Here is an 18,183-nt window from a genome sequence, read left to right as displayed (position 1 = left end):
AGGTCATTGCATTGTTGACGACAAAATCGCACTGGTTGATATGGCCAATGGTGGTGGTTTTTGGACTGCCATTGGCTGCCTTGTTGTGGCAATTATTCCAGCCCGACCTGGAGGTCTGGCATCACCTGAGTGAAACTGTATTGGGTGGCTATATTCGCCAATCACTGTCATTGCTGTTGTGGGTCACCGTTGGCAGTGCCCTGGTGGGAGTCAGCAGTGCCTGGCTGATTGCCAGACACCGGTTCAGCGGTCAACGTGTGTTCCAGTGGCTGCTGATACTGCCCATGGCCATGCCAGCCTATATCGTGGCTTATGCATATACCTGGTGGCTGGATGTCGCCGGACCTGTGCAGAGTACACTGCGCACCTATAACAACTGGTCATTTGGTGATTACGTCTTCCCCAACATCCGCTCTTTCGGAGGCGCTGTACTGGTGCTGACGCTGGTCCTGTATCCCTATGTTTATTTGCTGGCGAGAGCCGCTTTCCAGCGCCAATCAAAACAATTATTCGAAGCTCATCAGCTGGCCGGAGGGCGACACTATTTTCGTCAAGTGGCTTTGCCTCTGGCCAGACCGGCCATTTTTGGAGGACTGGCTCTGGTGATGATGGAGACCCTGGCAGATTACGGTACAGTTCAGTATTTCGGTCTGAACACCCTCACCACCGGCATCCTGAAAACGTGGTTTGGGCTCGGTTCACTGGCTGGTGCTGCGCAAATCGCCAGTCTTTTACTGAGCCTGGTGATGGTGATCATGTTATTGGAAAAATATGTCCGTGGAACTGCCGGTTATGCCATTGACAAAGGGCCTCAGCAAGGGCCACCATCAATCACCTTAAGCGGCTGGAAAAACTGGATGGCTTCCCTGTGGTGCGGACTGGTGGTTGCCCTGGGGTTTGTTTTGCCACTGTGCTTGCTGCTGGTGATGGCGTTTCATTCCAGAATCTACGACTGGTGGTCAGACTTCATCAATCTGATCATTCATACCTTGAGTGTGGCCGGACTGGGAGCAGTGCTCACCGTGGCGCTGGCCCTGCTGTTGTTGTTCGTGCATCGCCACACCAGATCATCGCGGACCCAATTCGCCATCCGGGCGATGGGACTGGGATATGCAGTACCTGGGTTGGTCATCGCGGTCGGAGTAACCATGGCCTTTGGTTGGTTGGATCAGGGACTCAATGGCATCATCAGCACGTTTTCTGCTGCGCCACCTACTTTGCTGTTCAGTGGTGGTTTTCTGGCTCTGATCACAGCTTATGTGATTCGTTTTCTGGCGGTGGCCATGCAACCGGTGGAAGCCGCATACCAAACCATCAACAAAAACCTGGATGAAGCCAGTTTACTGACGGGTAAAAATACCAACCAGACTTTTCGCTTTGTTCACTTACCCTTGCTGAAACCCAGTCTGTGGACAGCTGTGTTATTGGTTTTTGTGGATTTACTTAAAGAATTACCGGCAACCCTGGTATTACGCCCTTTTAATTTCAACACCCTGGCCGTAAAAGCCTATGAACTGGCTGCTGATGAACGACTGGCTGATGCCGCTGTGCCGGCTCTGTGCATCGTAGCCGTGGGACTGATCCCGGTCATCATCCTGAACAATAAAATCAACCACCGATTATGAAGACCCTGCTTGACATCAAACAGCTCACTTTTGCCTATGCACAACAACCGTTGTTGCAGAATATCAACCTGACAATAGATGCCGGTCAGGTAGGTTGTTTGCTGGGACCCAGTGGTTGCGGTAAAAGCACATTATTGCGCCTGATTGCCGGCTTTGAGCAACCTCAGTCCGGCACAGTGATGATCGACCACCTGCAAGTGACTGGTGATCATCACATGTTGCCCCCTCAGCAACGCCAGGTGGGCATGCTGTTTCAGGATCTGGCCCTGTTTCCCCACCTGACTGTGCAACAAAACATTGCCTTTGGGTTGCAGCACCTGCCCCAAGAACAACGCCGCCAGCGCACCGCTGAACTGATCCAGCTTTGCCGCCTTCAAAAGCTCAACACACGTCATCCCCATCACTTGTCCGGGGGCCAGTGCCAAAGGGTTGCTTTGGCCCGCGCCATGGCTCCCAAACCAAAACTGATCCTGCTGGATGAACCCTTCTCCAGTGTTGACCGTGGACTACAGAGCGAGATGGCCCAGGAAGTCAAAAGCATGTTGCAAGCCGACGGCTCCACCGCCTTGTGGGTCACTCACTCACTGGAGGAAGCATTTGCGGTCGCCGATCAAATGGGCGTGATGCTCAACGGTCAGTTATTGCAATGGGGAACACCTGTTGAATTGCATGACCAGCCAGCCAGCCCTGATGTGATTCGATTTCTGAATCAGGCCAACCTGATCAATGGACAACTCAACCCGGAATCCCGGCTGGACACCGTGCTGGGCACTTTTGACCTGTGTAACGCTGATCAGTTCATGCCAGGTGATATCCTGCAAATCGGCCTCAGTAAACACCTGCTGCAGGTCTCAACACCCACAGAAGGTTCGAAGGCCATCATCAATAAGTGTATTTATCAGGGTGGTCACCATGTGTTGACCGCCACCCTGACTAACGGCGATCAGGTTCAACTGTTTCACCACCAATCCATTCCGGTCGGACAATCCATCCAACTCAAAGTAAGCAATCCGCAGCCCGTATTGGGTTTTGCGATAAGCTAGCCCTGAATTCAAAGATCCCTTCAAAAAAAATCAGCCACGGCATCTACCATGGCTGACTCATTTTCGTGACCAACGGTCACGGCAGGGGTTGGTTGATCAAAACGCTTTAGTTCATTACCTCAAAAGTGCCATTGGGCTGATAAACGGGCATTTAAAGGAGCACCCACGGTGGCCTGATGGGTGCTGTGTGCATGGGGAAAATACAGTTCATCAGTGAGGTTTTCCACATTCAGCTGCAAACTCAGGCGATCTGATACCGTGTAATATGCCGCTGCGTCAAAACGGGTATATGACGGTAATTCTGCACTGTTGCTGTTGTTGATGAAACTGTCATCCTGGTACGTCATTCCCAATCCCAAACCCAGACGGTCGGTGAGCTGAAAATTATTCCACAAAGAAAAACTGTTTTCCGGCAGCTCCCTGGGGCGCAGTCCTGTTGGGCCTGTGCGGCTGACCTGTTCTCCATCCAGATAACTGTAACCTGCTGAAACGTACCATTTGTCATTGATCTGACCTTTCAGCTGGGCTTCAAAACCGGTGATTTCTGAATCAATCACATCAAGTGTTGAAGGATCATCATCAGCCACCTGGGGTGAACTTTGTTCAATTTCAAAGACCGCAGCAGTGAAACTCATTGCCTGACCAAAATCCCACTTAAAACCAACTTCCAGGTTACTGAATGTATTCGGATCGAGTTGATCGTTGTTACCATTGATGTTGGCAAATTGTTCACCACTGCGGGGCAGGAAAGACTCACTGTAACTGCCATACAATGAAATGTGTTCCTTTGGCTTATAGATCAATCCAAGTCGTGGTGAAACAGCTTCATCTTCCCGGCTGCGGGTCTCATTGTCAGGCACGTTGAACACCGTGATGTCAAAACGATCAAACCGGGCTCCCAACACCAGATCCACGTGATCGGTGATTTGAATTTCATCTTGTACAAAAACTGAAAACACATCAATATTCACCCGAGTGTCATCATTCAGATCCGCGGTATAATCATTGCTGGTTGGATCACCGGATGCATTGATGCCCTGCCCACCATTGAGGAGCAATGGACGGTTGATGTTGAACTGTTCATTGTCATCCAGGGTGGTGTTCCAGAAGGCATTGTACCGATCCTGATCGGAAGAGGTATCAATGAATTCCACACCAGTGATCAGGGTGTGTTCCACATCACCGGTGTAAAACTGACCAACCAGATGGCCAGACAAGATCATGTTTTCACGTTGGGTGGTGTCCAGATATCCATCCAGGGTAACCACATCAGGGCTGTTGACCTGATCATAGCCGGAAACATAAAAATTTTCGTACAGTTTGTCATAATCTCCGTAAAACGCACTGAAGTTACCTTTCAGGCTGTCGGTGAAGTTATGCTGTAAAGTGGCCCGCAACAAATGGGCTTCAAGCTCCGTATTATTCAATGTCGGATCGCCAAACACAATGTCCCTGAATGCTTCCACCGGACGACCATCGCTGCCTGTTGGAATACCCCGGTCAATGAACCGCTGATGATCAATGTATTCATAGGACAAATCCAGAATACTGTCATCCGACAACTCCAGTCTGGCAGTCGGATTGATACCCACCCGGTCACCAGTAAAGAAATCCCGATGGTTTTCAAGGCCTTCAAACATGGCATTGATGCGAAACGCTGAACGTGTTCCCGTGTCGAAATTACTGTCTACCTGAATGCCGTATCCTCCAAATGAGTCAACATGAGAACGGAGATCAGTGAACGACGCTCCGACGAGGCCTTTTTTGGTCACCCGATTGAGGATACCACCGGTACCGCCCCGGCCAAACAACAAGGCATTGGGGCCTCGCAGAACTTCAACCTGTTCCAGGTTATACAAAGGACGGTAATATTGCACATCATCGCGCATGCCATCAATGAAGAAGTCAGCGGTTGAGCGTACCCCACGAAACACCACCGCATCACGATGACCTTCACCCTGTGAATTACTGACGCCAGGGATGTAGTCAATGAGATCACCGACACTGTCAAACCCCCTCAGCCTGATGTCATCCGCGGTGATGATGGACAGGCTTTGTGGCACATCAACAATCGGCGTTGGGGTCTTCAGGGCGTTGAGCTGATCACTGTAGAGGATCTGCCCCACAACCACCAGTTTTTCAAGGCTGGCCTGCTCTGAAGTTGGTTTTTCAGTTGGGTCAATATCATCTGGTGCTTCATTTTGCGCTGTGACAGTGCAGGTAAACAATACCGAAGTCCATACGGCGAGTTTTATCAGGGAAGAAGTGGCTTGATTCATGGTTCATGCAATTAATTAAAAAACCAAATTATAATCGTATTGCGAATCATTATCAATTGCGTTAATGAGAAAAACACTTTTTTTACAGCTGATCAGCCATTGCAAATGGCTCAAAAAAGAATGACCCTGAGGCATCATTCACTGTTCCTGATATGTGGTTTACTCTGCCTGATCAACGACTGGCAGGTGCGCAAAATGCCTGGTCTGAAAGATGGACCGTTCAACCACCTGATAAATCACCAGATCAGGTTGGTATAGGCTGATGAAGCGGGCCAGTTGCTCACCGTACAATTGATCGTAATGCACCGCCCAAATGGTTTGAAAAGACCGCTGATAAAGGTGGGCATTCTGCATAGAAAATGAATCGGCCAATAACAACACTTTCTGTTGGTTAAGGGCCTGATCATTGATGACATACTGTGCTGCTGTGTTGACACTGAGGTGAACAAATGATTGTTGTTCACAGGGATCCAATACCAGATCAGGCAGGACAATTTTGCCAGCACAAAACGAGGCATATTGAGCAGTCCCATACTGCTGACCCAACTCAATGTCATCTGGTAACAAATGGTCAATTTTCATGATTCTGGCCAGATCCATCGCCGCCAAAGGAAATTCCGTGACCGAGACAACCGGCAGTTGAACCGACCATCCAGTCAACTGCTCAACAGCTTGCATAATGGCAGAAAAACCAATCTCGGCCCCGCGCAGGTTCCAATGTGAATCGGTCTTCCAGTACAACAAATCAGTCCTGCCGGCCTTCGCCGAAGACAAAGACTGACGCAGATCCAGTAATTGCACATTCTGTTTTGTGGCTTCTTCAACCAGGTTGTCAGATAGACCCGGTCTATCAGGCACAATCCACTCAGGCAAATGTTCGGCATACACACTGTGCTTATTGGGCACCATGGCCAGTACAATGGGTATGCCTTGCCTGGCGTACCAATGTTGTAACGCTTTGACCTGACCACCCCAGGCAGGTACTTCAGATGAAGCATAAGGGAAAATGTTCTGCGTTTTGTAAATCAGGTGGCCGTATTGATTGCCTAAAAATAAAAAACCATTTTTTCCGACAACCACTTTATCTGGCACCATTGAACGGTCAAACAGACCATAAACCAATACATTAAGCCAGGCTTCAGCGTGGTCGGCTCTGAACCAATCCTGACGGCTGGATTGCCAACCATCACGATACAGATTGCTCAACGGTATGGCCGCTATGGTCAAACCGGCTGTCACCAGAAAGGTCAGTATTTTTATGTGGTTTTTATCCATCTGCTTATCAAAAGTTAAAATACAAAAATACTTCAGTAGTCGACAACACTGACTGAATCACAGAACAACCAAACAGGACCGCAGCCACCCACATCATGGTTGTTGACGGTAACTGCTCTTTGATGAATCGATTGTTGTTGCGGAACACCAGCACCATCGCCAGCATCAGCACACATGCCAGAATGGTCTGTTCCGGCACCACCACTGTTCTGAACCGGTAGGGTACCCAGTCATACACCGGGGTGTTGAGCCACCTGGACAGGGTATCAACAAACTGAATACTGAAATCGTACCGTTCATTGGCCGACATCCCAAACATGGCCCGCAACAAATTGATCGCCTGGCCCCAGTTTTCAGCCCGGAAAAACACCCAGGCCAGATTCACAAAATTGATGGTAATCAGCCAACCCAACCAACCCCAAAGACGCAATCCCAGACGATGCCATAAACGGTGTACACACAACGCCAGACCATGCAAAACCCCCCAAAACACGAAAGTCCAGCCAGCCCCATGCCAAATGCCACCCAGCACAAATGTGGCCATCAGATTGCGGTATGTGGAAAACCGGCCGTGGCGATTTCCACCCAACGGGATGTACACATAATCACGCAGAAACCGACTCAATGTCATGTGCCAGCGGCGCCAGAAATCCTGTATATCCCGGGCCTTGTACGGGCTGTTGAAGTTCAAAGGCAACACGATGTTGAATAACAAGGCCAGACCAATGGCCATGTCTGTATAACCACTGAAATCAAAATACAATTGAAATGTGTATGACCAGGAAGTAGCCCATCCCTGATAAATGGTCAGGGCCTCAGTGTCGGCAAATCCGGCGTTGGCCCAGACCGCAAAACTGTCGGCAATGATGACCTTCTTAAACAGACCGATGGCAAAAATAAACAAGCCCCTGACAATATTTTCCGGGATGATGTGGCGGTTGGCCTGATTGGCAAATTGTGGCATCATTTCTTTGTGATGCACTATGGGTCCGGCAATCAGCTGAGGAAAGAAACTGACAAAAACGGCATAAGTCAGAAAATTGTTCTCTTCGGTCTCCCCCCGATAGCTGTCAACCAGATAAGCAATTTGTTGAAAAGTAAAGAATGAAATGGCCAGTGGTAACGCCAGATTCAACGGTTCAAAATGGGCATCTGACAACAGGCTGAGGTTTTCCAGAAAAAAATCCGTGTATTTGAAATAGCCCAATAAGCCCAGGTTTGCCACCACTCCGGAAATCAGCAGCCAGCGGTTATGCCTGCGCCCACCCTCTTGACCACTGCGCAACTGTTGGCCGAGGTAAAAGTTCACCACCATCGAACCCACAATCAGGGGCAGGTAAACGACATTCCACCAACTGTAAAAAAACAATGAGGCCAGCACCAGAAAACCATGTGCCAGCGTCTGACTGGAATGACGGCACAACAGAAAATAGCCTGCAAAAGCCAGGGGCAAAAACGCAAATATAAAAATGCTGGAATTAAATAACAATGTCAGGTCCTTGTTCTGTCAGCCCCAGTCATTGGTGACTGTATAAGTCCGGTATTGTCCAAAACAACCAGCACTTAAAACTCAGTCATTAACTGCTGCTGTAGGATTCAAGACCCGATTATAGCTGATTTATATGACAAAAAAATGTGGCACGCATCCAACTACGGACAATGAAACTGGCTGGTGAGGTCTGCGATTTGGCAAACCAGAAAAAGTCGGCATTATCCCCATCCATTGTTCACCAGAATCAATCCACTTATGAACCCATTACCCCGCCATTGCCTGCAGAATAATCCCGGTCAGCATGGCCGCTGAGGTACCCACCACGTATCCCAGCACGGCCAACAGTACGCCCACCGGCGCGAGGGCGGTGTGGAATGCCGAGGCCACCACCGGAGCGGATGCTGCGCCCCCGACATTGGCCTGAGAACCCACTGCCAGGAAAAACACCGGGGCTTTGATCAATTTGCCAACCAGCAGCAACAAAACCGCATGCGTACCGATCCAGATGCCACCAATAACGAACAGAAAAGGTTTGATTTGGGTGACATCCATTTTCAGACCAATGGTGGCCACCAGCATATATACAAACAAGGAACCGATGCCTGAGGCACCAGAACCTTCAAATTTACGGGCCCGGGTAAAGGACAACAGCACACCACCGATGGTGGCCAGAATCACCAGCCAGAAAAAAGTGGAATGCAGGTTCAGGTCAGCCAGCACCGGTAGGTTGTCTTTGATCGCCGGCCCCAACCAGTTGGCCACCGCATGAGCAGCACCAGTGACGCCAAAAGCCATTGCCGCCATAAACACCAGATCGGGTAAGGTCAGGGCTTTGGCGTTGTCTTTCTGGAAGGTTTCCATCTTCAGTTTGATGCGTTCAATGGCCGACACATCAGCACCTGTTCTGGCATCGATTTTGGCTGACCGCGCGGCCATCAACAGCAATACGGCCATCCAGATATTGGCCCACACCACATCAATCGCCACCATCTGTGTAAAAGCTGCATCAGACACTTCCCAGACTTCTTTCATCGCCGCCTGGTTGGCACCACCGCCAATCCAGGATCCGGCCAGCGTGGTCATGCCACGCCAGATGTCATCTGCTCCGGACGCAGCAAAGGCTTCTGGAAACATGGCCCGGGTGGCCAGAAAAGCAATCGGGCCACCAATCACAATGCCCAGCGTACCGGTGAGGAACATGATGCCGGCTTTGGGCCCCAGGCGAATGATGCCTTTCAGATCAACACTCAGGGTCAGCAAAACCAGGGCTGCTGGTAACAGGTAACGCGAAGCCATGTAATACAGGTTGGAGGCATCCGGGTCCACCAGGCCAAAGGTGGTCAGAAAAGATGGCAACAGATAACACATCAACAAGGCCGGTACGTAAGTGTAAAACTTCACCCATACCGGATGCAGACTTTGTTTGGTGTAAAACACCAGTCCCAGTATCAGGGCCAGAATACCGAACAACACGGCATCGCTTTGAATCAGATAAGTTGGTGCTTCGGCCTTCATGCGTATTCCTGGTTGGTTAAAGTCAATTCAGTTTAACAAAATTCTGACCATCGCTCACTGGCCTGAGAAAAAACAACAGACACCATTGAGGCTGCCATGGACTGTTGGGTACAATAATTGCTTTTGGACGATCTTATGATCCGATTGACTGCTTTGTTTTTGTTGTGCGTAGTGAGTCACAATGAAGCCGCCACCATCAGCACCGAAACCTTTTTCAAGAACCCTGATCTGACGGCGATCAAAATTTCCCCGGATGGCAAACACTTTGCCGCCACCACTGAAACAGACGGGGTCAAAAAACTGGTGATTCTGGACGTCAACGCAACTCAGATTCTACAGGTATTTGATTTTTCCTCTGAGAAAAGAGAAATTGGCAATTTTGGATGGCTTAATAATGAACGGATTTACGCCACCATGGTGCGTAAAGTCGGACCATTGGATCAACCTTCGCCCACCGGTTTTCTGTTCGCCGGCAACATCAATGGCAAGAAAACCATCCAATTGCTACCGGCCAAAAGCCGTACCAAAGGAGGTAACCGCGACATCCAGCGCCCTTTCCGGATACTCAATCTGTTGCCGGATGACGACAAACACATCCTCATTTCGTTGATGGATGACAACCGCTTTACCTATGCCTACCGACTGAATGTCTATAATGGCAGGCAGAAGGTGGTGGGCAAAAGCGCCGAACCTTTTTCCCGGCTGATGGCTGACCACAGTGGCAAAATCAAGGTATCTACCAACTCCAGTGACGATGGCAGTGAATATTTTATCCATCTGTGGAATCAGGCCGAAGAACAGTGGCAGCTGTTTAAAAAATTCGATGACAAGGGCATCAATCTGCGTCCACTTGAGTTCTCGGCTGACAACAATCTGCTGTACATTGAAAATGATTCCGGTGATTCTGGACGCGGCATTTACGCACTGGACCTGAGCAGCCAGGACTACAAATTGATCCACGCCATCAATGGAGATGCAGACATCCAGGCCTTGATCAGGGACTTCAATCAAGTGACCCCAGATGTCATTGGCTTTACCCGTATGCCTGGCCATGTAGAAGTCGAATTTTTTGACCCCAACCACCAGGTGGCCAAATTGTACCGCTCACTGTACCAGTCATTTCAGGGACAGGCCATCAACCTGGTCAATGCCTCAGCCGATGGCCAACAAGTGGTGGTCCGGGTGTGGAGTGACTACAACCCCGGTAATCACTACCTGATGGACCTGAACAGCAATCAGGTGAAACCTCTGTTCAAAACCCTGCCCTGGATCGACCGCCGGCAAATCCCCGATCAGCTTCACCGCACGTGACGGTCTGGAAATTCGTGGCTACCTGTCCCAGCCCCTGAATGCAGACAAAACGCCAGGCCCCATGGTACTGCTGATTCACGGTGGGCCCTATGGCGTGGCAGATCAATGGCGCTATGACCGGGAAGTACAGTTCCTGGCGCATCATGGCTACACAGTACTACAGGTAAATTACCGCGGTTCCGGCGGCCGCGGCGCGACTTTTCAATATGATCATTACGGTAAAATGGGAGCTGAAATGCAACACGACCTCACCGACGCCACCCATTGGGCCATTGAACAGGGTTATGCCGATGCCAACCGCATCTGTATTTATGGCGCCTCTTATGGCGGCTACGCGGCGCTGATGGGTGCGGCCATGGAACCTGACCTGTACCAGTGCAGCATTGGCTATGTGGGTTTGTATGACATCAGCCTGTGGCGTCAGGCGGACACCATGCGTTCTGAGGGTGGCAGGCGCTTTGTTGATGAAGCCTGGAATTACAACGACGATGCCTTCGTCAAAGCACGTTCACCACTGACCCATGCCAGCAAGATCAAAGCCCCGGTGATGCTGGTACATGGCGGCAAGGACCCCAGGGTACCGGTGGCCAATTACCACCGCATGAAGGACGCCCTGACCCAGGCGGGCAACGAACCGGTGACCTTACTCAAAACTTATGAAGGACATGGCTTTTATAACCTGGAAAACAATGTGGGATTGTATGATCTGATGCTGCAATTTCTTAACCAACACATTGGCCAGGCCAGCGGGCTGGTGAATGAACCTGCTGCCAGTCCCTAATCACTGGCCAGGGTATCGGTCCACAGCCACAACACAAAGCCCCCGGTAACAAACAACATGATACCGTTGACCGGGGTCAATAAAGTGCTCCAGACGGCTGCTGGTATCAACAACCACAGATAAGCCAGGGTCAGCAACACGCCCAGCACAATGAACATCAGCATGATGCGCCACCGGCGGCGATTTTCTGCCTGTACCCGCTGCATCAGTTGGGCGGTAAAAGCCTGGTCATCCAGGGGTTGCTGATAGGACAATAAATCATTCAGTGTTGGGTCATTCATGAACTCACCTGTTGTTGTTTGGTTGGTTGAGCAAAGTGTTTGAGCAGTTTTTGCCGACCGCGTTGGATCAGGGATTTGATGGTACCCAGGGGCAATTGTGTGACCGCCTGTATCTCACCATGACTCATGCCCGCTGCACAGGACAGGGTGATCACTGCCCGTTCTTTCTGATTGAGGATCTGCATCAGGCGCTCGGCCTCCAGATCGGCATCATTGGGGTTACTGCCAGTCGCTTGACTGTGCAGCTCAGCATCAAAACTCACCACTTGGACGGGTTTGATCTGTTTCAGAAACAAGCGGTAGGCAATGGTGTGCAGCCAGGCGCTGAAGCTGCCTTTGCCTTTGAATTGTCTGATTTTGCGGTAAGCCAACAAAAAGGTTTCCTGAGACAGGTCTTCAGCCGTGGCATGATCACCCGCTGTCAGCCGGCGCAAAAAATGTCTGATCAGGTTTTGGTGTATCTGCACCAGGCGCGCAAAAGCCGCGTGATCATCGCGGGAGATCACACGGTTGACCAGTGACAAGACGGTGTCCTGATTCACCAGTTTCAGTCGTTGTAGTTGTTGATTTTCCAAACCAGTAAAAACCCCGCACCAATGAAAACAGGTAACAATGACAATCCACGGAAAACCCTGGCCGTGTCATCTTGCGGGATGATCAAACTGAAACACAGCACCGCAGCACCGATCGCAACCATGATGATACCACGGCGAAAGTCTTTAAATCTTGGCGAACGGTCCTGATTGAGTTTATCCAGTAATTCGGGAGTGACATCGATGCCTTTATCGATGCTTTTTTCCAATAATTCGTGGGTTTTTACTTTCAACCGATAGCGATTGGTCATGTGTAAAACAATGATCAGGGTAAAAATACCCATGATAAGAAACAATGTAGCCAGTTCTGCAGACATGTAATGAATTCCTCTGATGATTTATGTGAGATACCTGTTAGAGGAGTGACAACAGTCTTTTGGATGCAGGGCGGAATGATATCACTTAATTTTTCTGGTGCGGGGTTGTTTAAAAAACAAATAGATACCGGATAAACAAAGATATAACAAGGCCAGGGCTGACAACACATTCAGCCAAAAAGAGGATTTCAATCCTGAATGAATTCCGTGCAAAACTTTTTCTGCAGTCAAGCGACCTTTCAATAAGCTGGCAAAATGTTCGGCTTGTTCCTGATCATTCAATGCCCTACCAGACTGGCTGGCCGTAAACCGCAGCTCAGTTTCGCTGAACTGATAATTATCGGCCTGCCACGCATACCACTTGTGCTGATGTTGGACATAAACCTGATCTGCATGGACAAACAAACCATCCACTGGGGTTGGTAAGCCATCAAATTCATCGACCTGTAAGATTGGCGAACCCTCATTGTTGTACCAGCGCAGTGAATGACTTGTGGCCAGCAACCACTGACCGCCACTCCGTGCCACCGCCAGAATCGGTTCTGGTACATCGACCACGACGCCATGCAGACTGACCCGATCATCGATCTGGACCACTGTATCTTCAGCCACATCAAAAGCCTGTTGCAAGCGACCGAAATCAAACCATTTCAGGATCATCGCAGACTGTACAGAACGCTTGGTCAATCCCAATGGATCAGCCAGCTGTATCAACAGGCCTGTGACTGCCAGTTGTAATAACCACAGGGAGGCTAACAGACCAACCCAGCGGTGAACTTTACGCAGCAATTTGCGCAACCTCATGACAGCTGCTGACTCAGGTAAAGCGCGAGTTCAGTTTGTTTTTTCAGTGCCCAGACAGACAATGTGGCACCACTGATGCCATCAATTTCATTTTGCCAGTCACCCTCGTGAACCGCACCTTTGAATTGCTCAGTGAACCAGGGCACCTGAACTTCACCACCCCGTGACTCCCGGTAGATCAGTACCTTGACCGCATATACCTGCTGTTCTTTGATGACCACTGCCGTGGTGATGTCACGCTCTTTACCCAGTTCGTCCAGCAACCAAACGGTTTTACCATCGGCCTGCCAATAGCGGTAACTGAGTTTATGTGATGTGCGACCGAGGATGTGTTGAATGGAGGTTTTCATCTCACCTTTGATCCAGACCCGTTTGGGTTTGGGGATCTGTTGGTCAAAGGTTTGGTTGAGGAATGTCTGTATTTTTTCATTTTCAGCCGGTGTATAAGACCAGCCTGTTGATGCTAAGATCAACAGGCTGAACACATACAGCGGTTTGATGAATACCGATTTCAAATGAATCTATTGTCTGTCAGAAAGAGTAGCCAACACCCAGGTTAAAGCCATCATCGGAACCACCCTCACGCTGATCCTGATAATCGAATTTAAACACCGTGGTTGGGGTTAACCAAAAATTGAACCCGAGGTCCATTTGTTCCACGTCATCTGCGTTGTTATCCGCAGCGTCGTTATTATACACCGAGTATCTGGCAAACACACCGAAGCGGCGGTCGGCGCCAAACCGGTAAGAAGGTTCCAGGTAGTAACCCATCTGTTCAGCCCGGGCTGCATTCACGGTGTTCACGTTGTTGTCCAGATCCCATTGGGCATAAAGCGCCCGCAGACCAAAACCATCACGCTGGTACTGGGCATTGATTTCAAACAAGTCGGCAGCCACGTCGAGTGCGCCCTGAGTCAAGTCAGTCTGATGCTGATAACTGGCCGCCAATTGCAAACCAGGTACGGGGTTGTAACGCAGACGGGCGGTATATGCCAGATCTGAACCAACCGCTTCAGCCACTTTTTGCCGGCCACTGCGTATGTTAAAGGCTTTGCTGCCGGAAGTAGGAACGTTCAGGCCACTGGAAATAAACAAATCCAGGCCCAATTGATCATTGAACTGCTTGTTCAACCCCAAACCTGCTTCCCACCAGGTTGAAGGAATGATGTTTTTCTCAACGTTGTTGCGCTCTACGCCAAAGAAGGTGTCTGGCTCATGGGTTTCATTGAGGATGCCCACCGGCACCAGGCTGATGCCTGCAGTACCTTTGGTGCTGTCATTGAACAGATACTCAATATAGGCTTGCTCCAGTTCTACTTCACCGGGTTTACCATCGCCTGCCAGGGCATGCTCCAATTCGATTTCAGAGAAGAATCGGGTGCGCTCATTGAAATCATATCCAAAAAACAGCACAAATCGATGAAAATCAAATTCATCTCCCGAATCCAGGTTGTTGTAGTGCAATTCTCCGTATCCACCAATCTTCACCCGATTGGCTGGAGCCGATTGCTCTTCGATGGCATCAGCCACCACGGCAATGGCTTCTTGCTGAGCTTCTACATCAGCTTCCAACTGCTCGCTTGTGACTTTGACCTGCTCTGTCTGTTCAGCCAATTGTTTTTGCAATGAGTCGATGGTGGCCTGTTGTTGTTGAATGATTTTCCACATCTCTTCCAGTGAAGGGGTGTCTTGGGCGGCCGCCGCTCCGGCCAGGCATAACAATGCCAATATCAGTGCTTTTTTCATTCGTTATGGTTATGGTATAAAATAAGTGGGTGAATTGTAATGCTAATGAGAATGAGTATCAACATTGATTTTAATAAAACTTCAATCGTCCTGATTTGCCTGTACTGGCTGACTGCCTGCCATAACCAAAGCGGAACAAAAACCGAACATCAACTGTTTGTTTTTGGCACCCTGGTGAACCTGACCATATGGCATGATGACGACAAAGCCACCGAACATGCCTTCGATGAAATCAGCCATTTATTCAATGACATGCATCACCAATGGCATGCCTGGAAACCTGGTCGTTTGACTTCCATCAATCAACAATTACGGGCTGGTAAATCAGTCAGCCTAAATGATGAAGAAGCCGCTTTCATCTCCAGCACCATCCGCTTATCAGAACAGTCTGATGGGCTATTCAATCCGGTCATGGGTGAACTGATTCATGTCTGGGGATTTCACACCGATGATTACCCACTGCTCACCCCTCCTCCAGAACAAGCCGAGATTGATTTCCTGGTTGGTCAGCAATTAAATACCTCACGGCTGCAATTGAATGGTAACAAGCTGTCTGCAGGAAGCCCCCATGTATGGCTGGATTTTGGTGGCATTGCCAAAGGTTACGCCGTAGACCGGGCCATCGAAGTGCTGCGCAGGCATGGCATAGATAACGCCATTGTCAACGCAGGTGGCGATTTGCGCAGCATCGGCCGCAAAGGCAATCAACCCTGGCGCATTGCCATCCAATCACCCGCTGACTGGCAACCAGTGGCTGAGTTGACAGTGTCAGGTGATGAAGCCATCTTCACCTCTGGTAATTACCAGCGCTACAAAGCATTTGACGGTCAGCGATACGCCCACATCATTCACCCCGACACCGGCCAGCCGGTGGCTGAGGTGGTGTCTGCTACTGTCATTACTGAACAAGGCATCAAGGCAGACGCTGTGGCCACTGCATTGGTGGTTGCGGGCTCTGAAAACTGGTATAAAGTGGCACAAAAAATGGGCATTGAACTGGCCCTGGTCATTGATGACCAAAACCGATGTTTGTGTACCTCCGCCATGCTGGACAGGCTGGAAAATCTGACCGTTGATTGTGTGACGGTGAATCAGCTGTGATGATAGACGGCGATGAAATGACACACACTGCCTGCCAGCACAAACAGGTGGAAAATGGCATGGTTAAAGGGCAGTTTTTTGATGGCATACAGCACCGCACCAACGGTATAGGCAACACCTCCTGAGATCAACCATACCAAACCTTCAGCAGACAAAGCTGCTGCCAGTGGTTTGATGGCAAACACAATGGCCCAGCCCATGAAAACATACAACAGGGTCGATAACAACTCAAAATGCCCGGTGTAAAAGACCTTCAAAGCTATGCCCAGTACCGCCATCGACCAGGCCGCAATAAGGATGCCATAACCCAAAGTACCCGGTATGGTGAGCAACATAAATGGCGTATAAGTACCGGCAATCAATAAATAGATGGCCGCATGGTCCACCACCCTGAGTTTTTTGCGCAAATGGGGTGTTTGCGTCGAATGATAAATGGTGGAAGCGGCATACAGGGCCACCATACTTAAACCGTAGACCAGGTATGCCGCCAGACGAACCATTTCTGCAGATTGAACAGCGGCACCGATCAACAACACCAGTCCGAGTACACTGAGTACCAGCCCCAACGCATGCGAAACGATGTTCAGGCGTTCTTCTGCGGGAGGATAATGCTTCACGAGGTGGGTTGTCATTTTCAGTTTACACATGTACGCTCAAAAAAGCAGTATACACGATTTTGCTGGACACAACCAAAAAAGGCCACCTGTGGTGACCTTTTCATTTATCAGGATAATGCCACTTCAGCGTATGGCTTTGAAACCGATGTCCGTGCGATAGTATTCGCTGCCCCAGGAGATGCGTTTGACCGCCTGATAGGCTTTCTTCTGCGCTTCACCCAGGCTGTCATCAAGGGCACAGACACACAGGACACGTCCACCATGGGTGAACACCTGACCATCGGACTGACGGGTTCCTGCATGAAAGACTTTGATGTCTTCATTGACCAAACCCAATCCCTGAATGGCATGTCCTTTTTCATAAGCCATGGGATACCCTTCTTCAGCCATCACCACGCCCAAAGCATAGCGCTCATCCCACAAGCAGTGCGCTTTGGCCAGGCTGCCATTGATGGCCGCCAGGCACAATTCATCTAAATTGCTTCGCAAACGGGTCATGATGGGTTGGGTTTCCGGATCGCCAAAACGCACATTGAATTCCAGCACCTTGGCCTGCCCTTGCGAATCGATCATCAGACCTGCATATAAAAAACCAGTGAATGGCATACCATCTTTGGCCATCCCGTCCAGGGTAGCCTGAATCACTTGCTCTGCCACCTGTTGATCGATCGCCGGAGTCACAACCGGAGCTGGAGAATAGGCTCCCATACCACCGGTGTTGGGGCCCAGATCACCGTTGTCACGGGCTTTGTGATCCTGCGAGGTGGCCATGGGAATGAAGTTTTTACCGTCAGCAATGACAATATAAGAAGCCTCCTCACCCTGTAAGAATTCTTCAATGATGATTCGCGAACCGGCTTCCCCAAAAGCGTTATCTGCCAACATGTCGCGCACGGTGTCTTCAGCCTCTGGCTGAGTTTCCGCGATCACCACACCTTTGCCGGCAGCAAGTCCATCGGCTTTGATAACAATGGGCATGTCCTGAGAGGACAGGAACTCAATGGCCGGTGCCACTTCAGTGAATTCACCGTAGGCTGCTGTGGGGATGTTGTGCCTGGAGAGAAAATCTTTGGCAAAGGCTTTAGACCCTTCCAGCTGCGCAGCTTGTTGATTGGGACCAAAACAAGCAATTCCCGCAGCACTCAGGGCATCCACCATGCCATCGACCAGGGGTTGTTCCGGGCCAACCACCACCAACGTGATCTGGTTTTGCTGACAAAAACTGATCACCGCAGAAAAATCACTGACATCCAGATCAACATTGGTCAGCAAAGGCTCCAATTCGGTACCCGCATTGCCAGGGGCCACAAATGTTTGCGCCACTGTGGTCGACAGCGACATCCTCCATGCCAGGGCATGTTCCCTGCCACCTGAACCAATCACCAACACCTTGTTCATTGCCT

The 18,183-nt window shown here is 50.0% G+C and carries 17 protein-coding genes; 5 read left to right on the top strand and 12 right to left on the bottom strand.

What is annotated here, in order from left to right; all coding sequences use genetic code 11:
• Window positions 1-11: 11 nt before the first annotated feature.
• Window positions 12-1,625 (top strand): ABC transporter permease, encoded by a 1,614-nt coding sequence (locus B0475_RS05885; protein WP_198538141.1) that lies wholly within the window; start codon window positions 12-14, stop codon window positions 1,623-1,625.
• Window positions 1,622-2,668, top strand: a complete 1,047-nt coding sequence (locus B0475_RS05880) for an ABC transporter ATP-binding protein (protein WP_077410833.1) — start codon at window positions 1,622-1,624, stop codon at window positions 2,666-2,668. The genes B0475_RS05885 and B0475_RS05880 overlap by 4 nt, the downstream gene beginning before the upstream one ends.
• Window positions 2,669-2,787: 119 nt before the next feature.
• On the opposite strand, the gene B0475_RS05875 is transcribed toward B0475_RS05880, so the two are convergent.
• The 4 genes from B0475_RS05875 to B0475_RS05860 all read right to left on the bottom strand — a co-directional run bounded on the left by B0475_RS05875 (window position 2,788) and on the right by B0475_RS05860 (window position 9,229).
• Window positions 2,788-4,947 carry a TonB-dependent receptor gene (locus tag B0475_RS05875; RefSeq protein WP_077410832.1) on the bottom strand — a complete coding sequence of 720 codons (2,160 nt, stop codon included), beginning with the start codon at window positions 4,945-4,947 and terminating at the stop codon, window positions 2,788-2,790.
• A 159-nt stretch (window positions 4,948-5,106) separates the two neighbouring features.
• A complete protein-coding gene (locus B0475_RS05870; RefSeq protein ID WP_077410831.1) occupies window positions 5,107-6,222 on the bottom strand; it encodes an alginate O-acetyltransferase AlgX-related protein in 1,116 nt (371 codons plus the stop codon).
• Window positions 6,223-6,229: 7 nt separating this feature from the next.
• Window positions 6,230-7,711, bottom strand: a complete 1,482-nt coding sequence (locus B0475_RS05865) for an MBOAT family O-acyltransferase (protein ID WP_077410830.1) — start codon at window positions 7,709-7,711, stop codon at window positions 6,230-6,232.
• Between the two features lie 267 nt (window positions 7,712-7,978).
• Window positions 7,979-9,229, bottom strand: a complete 1,251-nt coding sequence (locus B0475_RS05860) for a DUF819 family protein (protein ID WP_077410829.1) — start codon at window positions 9,227-9,229, stop codon at window positions 7,979-7,981.
• A 135-nt stretch (window positions 9,230-9,364) separates the two neighbouring features.
• On the opposite strand from B0475_RS05860, the gene B0475_RS05855 reads away from it, so the two are divergent.
• Together B0475_RS05855 and B0475_RS05850 are read left to right on the top strand one after the other, a co-directional pair.
• A complete protein-coding gene (locus B0475_RS05855; protein WP_077410828.1) occupies window positions 9,365-10,540 on the top strand; it encodes a hypothetical protein in 1,176 nt (391 codons plus the stop codon).
• Window positions 10,521-11,321 (top strand): alpha/beta hydrolase family protein, encoded by an 801-nt coding sequence (locus tag B0475_RS05850; protein ID WP_077410827.1) that lies wholly within the window; start codon window positions 10,521-10,523, stop codon window positions 11,319-11,321. The genes B0475_RS05855 and B0475_RS05850 overlap by 20 nt, the downstream gene beginning before the upstream one ends.
• Here B0475_RS05850 and B0475_RS05845 read toward each other — a convergent pair.
• The 6 genes from B0475_RS05845 to B0475_RS05820 form a co-directional block, all read right to left on the bottom strand.
• Window positions 11,318-11,602, bottom strand: a complete 285-nt coding sequence (locus B0475_RS05845) for a hypothetical protein (RefSeq protein ID WP_077410826.1) — start codon at window positions 11,600-11,602, stop codon at window positions 11,318-11,320. The genes B0475_RS05850 and B0475_RS05845 overlap by 4 nt on opposite strands.
• Window positions 11,599-12,177 (bottom strand): RNA polymerase sigma factor, encoded by a 579-nt coding sequence (locus B0475_RS05840; protein WP_157892736.1) that lies wholly within the window; start codon window positions 12,175-12,177, stop codon window positions 11,599-11,601. Before B0475_RS05840 ends, B0475_RS05845 begins: the two co-directional genes overlap by 4 nt.
• Window positions 12,150-12,512 (bottom strand): DUF6249 domain-containing protein, encoded by a 363-nt coding sequence (locus tag B0475_RS05835; protein ID WP_077410824.1) that lies wholly within the window; start codon window positions 12,510-12,512, stop codon window positions 12,150-12,152. The genes B0475_RS05840 and B0475_RS05835 overlap by 28 nt, the downstream gene beginning before the upstream one ends.
• 81 nt (window positions 12,513-12,593) lie before the next feature.
• On the bottom strand, window positions 12,594-13,316 hold the full coding sequence (locus B0475_RS05830; RefSeq protein WP_077410823.1) for a PepSY domain-containing protein: 723 nt from the start codon (window positions 13,314-13,316) through the stop codon (window positions 12,594-12,596).
• Window positions 13,313-13,831, bottom strand: a complete 519-nt coding sequence (locus B0475_RS05825; RefSeq protein WP_077410822.1) for an FMN-binding protein — start codon at window positions 13,829-13,831, stop codon at window positions 13,313-13,315. The genes B0475_RS05830 and B0475_RS05825 overlap by 4 nt, the downstream gene beginning before the upstream one ends.
• A gap of 16 nt (window positions 13,832-13,847) precedes the next feature.
• Window positions 13,848-15,062: a porin family protein gene (locus tag B0475_RS05820; RefSeq protein WP_077410821.1), complete on the bottom strand. Its 1,215-nt coding sequence runs from the start codon at window positions 15,060-15,062 to the stop codon at window positions 13,848-13,850.
• Window positions 15,063-15,113: 51 nt separating this feature from the next.
• Between B0475_RS05820 and B0475_RS05815 the strand changes: the two genes are divergently transcribed.
• The gene (locus tag B0475_RS05815; RefSeq protein ID WP_157892735.1) at window positions 15,114-16,163 is read left to right on the top strand and encodes an FAD:protein FMN transferase; all 1,050 of its coding nucleotides are present in this window, start codon (window positions 15,114-15,116) and stop codon (window positions 16,161-16,163) included.
• On the opposite strand, the gene trhA is transcribed toward B0475_RS05815, so the two are convergent.
• Both trhA and purD read right to left on the bottom strand, forming a co-directional pair.
• Window positions 16,154-16,795, bottom strand: coding sequence for a PAQR family membrane homeostasis protein TrhA (gene trhA / locus B0475_RS05810; RefSeq protein ID WP_109862356.1), 642 nt, complete (start codon window positions 16,793-16,795; stop codon window positions 16,154-16,156). The genes B0475_RS05815 and trhA overlap by 10 nt on opposite strands.
• A gap of 108 nt (window positions 16,796-16,903) precedes the next feature.
• Window positions 16,904-18,178: a phosphoribosylamine--glycine ligase gene (purD, locus tag B0475_RS05805; protein ID WP_077410935.1), complete on the bottom strand. Its 1,275-nt coding sequence runs from the start codon at window positions 18,176-18,178 to the stop codon at window positions 16,904-16,906.
• Window positions 18,179-18,183: the final 5 nt, after the last annotated feature.

The organism is Marinicella sediminis (assembly GCF_002000055.1).
GTDB classification, from domain to species: Bacteria; Pseudomonadota; Gammaproteobacteria; order Xanthomonadales; family Marinicellaceae; genus Marinicella; species Marinicella sediminis.
The sequence above is the reverse complement of the archived record's forward strand: the minus strand, read 5'-3'. Positions and strand labels throughout refer to the sequence as shown.